The 2,961-nt window shown below is 73.2% G+C and carries 2 protein-coding genes; one reads left to right on the forward strand and one right to left on the reverse strand.

Annotated elements, in window-relative coordinates; translation table 11 throughout:
- Window positions 1-430: 430 nt before the first annotated feature.
- Window positions 431-973 carry a P-loop nucleotide/nucleoside kinase family protein gene (locus tag FOE67_RS21370; protein WP_182666465.1) on the forward strand — a complete coding sequence of 181 codons (543 nt, stop codon included), beginning with the start codon at window positions 431-433 and terminating at the stop codon, window positions 971-973.
- Between the two features lie 11 nt (window positions 974-984).
- Here FOE67_RS21370 and argS read toward each other — a convergent pair whose 3' ends face one another.
- On the reverse strand, window positions 985-2,784 hold the full coding sequence (gene argS / locus FOE67_RS21375) for an arginine--tRNA ligase (protein ID WP_182666466.1): 1,800 nt from the start codon (window positions 2,782-2,784) through the stop codon (window positions 985-987).
- Window positions 2,785-2,961 lie beyond the last annotated feature (177 nt).

A 2,961-nucleotide genomic window follows, 5' to 3' on the forward strand; every position in this document is an offset into this window, starting at 1 on the left:
CAGGGGGTACCGGTGGTGGGAGCCCCCGGCGCTTTCCCGCCGGCGCACGCCGGGTGTGTTCGCGTCGGGAAGACCGCCGGCCCCGGGTTTGTTAGCCTGGGTGTGCACCGGCCCGATCCATGCCCCCGGGCCCAACCATAGTCGCTTCGAGCGACCACTTGCCGCGAGGCGAGCTGGCGGGTCGGTGTCCAACGTTCCGTCCCCCGACCCCGGTCGGGAGGCGGCGGCAGGGCCCCGGTTCCACGTGGACCGGGGCCTTCGCCGTGGGCGTCCCTCTCGCCCCCGCCGGCCGCGCCCCGGCGGGATTTCGGCCGGCCGCCCCGGGTTTCCCCCCGGCCGGCGCCCCGGCCGGCACGATGCGGTTCCGGGGGTTGATCGGAACGGCCTCCGGCCCCCACCGACCGGCCGTCACCGACCCCGGGAGCCCCGTGTGCTGATCTGGATCAACGGCGCCTTCGGCAGCGGCAAGACCACCCTCACCGAGGAGCTGAGACGCCGTCTGCCCGACGCCCTGGTGTTCGACCCGGAATGGATCGGGTTCGTGCTGCGGGAGATCGTTCCCGTTCCCACATGGAACTTCCAGGACCTGGTCCTGTGGCGCCGTCAGGTGACCTCCCTGGCCGCCGGCCTGGTCGAGGAGTACCCGGGCCGGCCCGTCCTCGTCCCCATGACCCCGGGGAACCCCGCTTACCTGGAGGAGATCATCGGGGGTCTGCGCCGCTCCGGCATCCCCCTCCACCACCTCTTCTTGAAGGTCTCCGCGGGGGAGTTGGAGCGCCGCCTCGACGCCAGGGTGCTCCATCCGGACGACCCCGAACGCGACGAGGCGGCCCGCCGATGGGCTCGGAAACGGATCCCGGAGTGCGTCGCCGCCGTGGACTCCCTGCCCGGCGACACCCTGGTCCTGGACGGCGAACGGCCCACCCGGGACCTCGCGGACGAGGTGGTGGCCCGGGTGGGCCGGTTCGGCTGACGCGCCGTCGATCACATGCGGTCGGGGGCGGCGATGCCCAGCAGGGACAGGCCCCGGGCCAGGGTGTCGCCGGTCAGCCGGCACAGCGCCAGGCGGTTGGTCCGGATCTCCTCCGGCACGTCCGCCCGCAGCACCGGGCAGTTCTCGTAGAAGTCGGTGTACGCCTTGGCCAGGGTGTAGAGCCAGCCGGCCAGCCGGTGCGGCTCCAGGGTCTCGGCCACCGAGTTCAGCACCGCGCCGAACTCGTCCACCGCCAGGGCCAGTTCACGCTCGGCCCGCTCCAGCGGCAGCGAGGCGTCGAAGCGCGCCGCCGACGCCTGCTCGCCGGCCCGCCGCAGGATGGAGGCGATCCGGGTGTGGGTGTACTGGAGGTAGACACCCGTCTGGCCGCTGAAGGAGACCATGCGGGTGACGTCGAAGACGTAGTCCTTGGCCCGCGAGGTGGACAGCTCCGCGTACTTGACGGCGGCGATCCCGGCGCCCCGTGCGATGGCGTCCAACTCCTCGCCGGTCAGATCCGGGTTCTTCTCCGCGACCACCTCGCGGGCCCGGCCCTCGGCGTCGTCCAGCAGGTCGGCCAGCCGCACGGTGCCGCCGGCCCGGGTCTTGAACGGGCGGCCGTCGGGGCCGTTGATCGTGCCGTTGCGCACGTGCACGGCCTCGATCCCGTCGGTCAGCCAACCGGCGCGGCGGGCGGTGCGGAAGAGCATGTCGAAGTGCTGGCCCTGCCGGGCGTCCACCACGTACAGCAGGCGGTTGGCCTTCAGCTCCAGCGTCCGGTACCGCACGGCCGCCAGGTCGGTGGCCGCGTAGCCGAAGCCGCCGTCCGCCTTCTGCACGATCATCGGCACCGGCTTGTCCTCCGGGCTGCGGATGTCGTCGTAGAAGACGCACCAGGCGCCGTCGCTCTTCTCGACGATGCCCTTCTCCCGCAGTTCGTCCACCACGGACTGCAGCCGCTCGTTGTAGAAGGACTCGCCGGCCACGTCGTCGAGGGTGAGCAGCACGCCCAGCCGGGCGTAGATCCGCTGGAAGGCGGCCTCGGACTCGGTGACGATCTCCCGCCAGGCGGCGACGGTCTCCTCGTCACCGCTCTGCAGGGCCACCACCCGGCGCTGCGCGCGCTCCTTGAAGGCGGGGTCGGCGTCGAAGACCTTGCGGGCCTCGCGGTAGAGCGAGTCCAGTGCGGAGACGGCGTCCCCCGCCTCGGCGGCGCCCTCCCCGCCGGCCGCCGCGTCGAGGTCGGCCATGCGCCACCGGGTCCCGGGGCGCTCGGTCAGGTACTGGATCAGCATGCCGAACTGGGTGCCCCAGTCGCCGATGTGGTTCTGCCGCACCACGTCGGTGCCCAGGAAGTCCAGCACCCGCACCAGGGAGTCGCCGATGAGCGTCGAGCGCAGGTGTCCGACGTGCATCTCCTTGGCGACGTTCGGCGCGGAGTAGTCCACCACGGCCACGTCGCCGGAGCGCTCGCGTGGCACCCCCAGCCGGGGGTCGTCGAGGCGGGCGGCCAGCCGCTCCACCAGGGCGGCGTCGGAGAGGTGGATGTTGAGGAAGCCGGGGCCGGAGACCTTCACCGAGGTGATCCACTCCACACCGGCCAGGCGCTCGCGCAGCCGCTCGGCCACGTCGCGGGGCTTCTCGCCGAGCCGCTTGGCCAGCGACAGCGCCACGTTCGACTGGAAGTCCGCGTGGTCGGAACGTCGCACGAGCGGGTCCAGCGCCGCCAGCTCGGCCGGCAGCGTCTCGGCCATCGCCGCCGACACCGCCGCCTCCACCTCGTCGGCCAGGGACCGCACCTGCTCCGTCATCCTTCGCACATCCTCCGTGGTCGAGCCCGTGACGTCCGGGCTCCCTTCCGCCGCCGGTTCCCGGTGGCGGCCGGCCCCGGGCGGGGCCGTGGTTCGTGCACACAAGCATGGCAGGCTTTCGGAGCCGCCGTGGCCGGCCCCGCCCCCACCGGGGGGACGGGGCGGCCGATGAGGGGG

Source organism: Streptomyces calidiresistens (genome assembly GCF_014141525.1).
Lineage (GTDB): Bacteria > Actinomycetota > Actinomycetes > Streptomycetales > Streptomycetaceae > Streptomyces > Streptomyces calidiresistens.

Excerpts from the sequence above, each read along its gene's own strand:
- argS (WP_182666466.1), bottom strand. The coding sequence starts at position 2,784 with ATGACGGAGCAGGTGCGGTCCCTGGCCGACGAGGTGGAGGCGGCGGTG.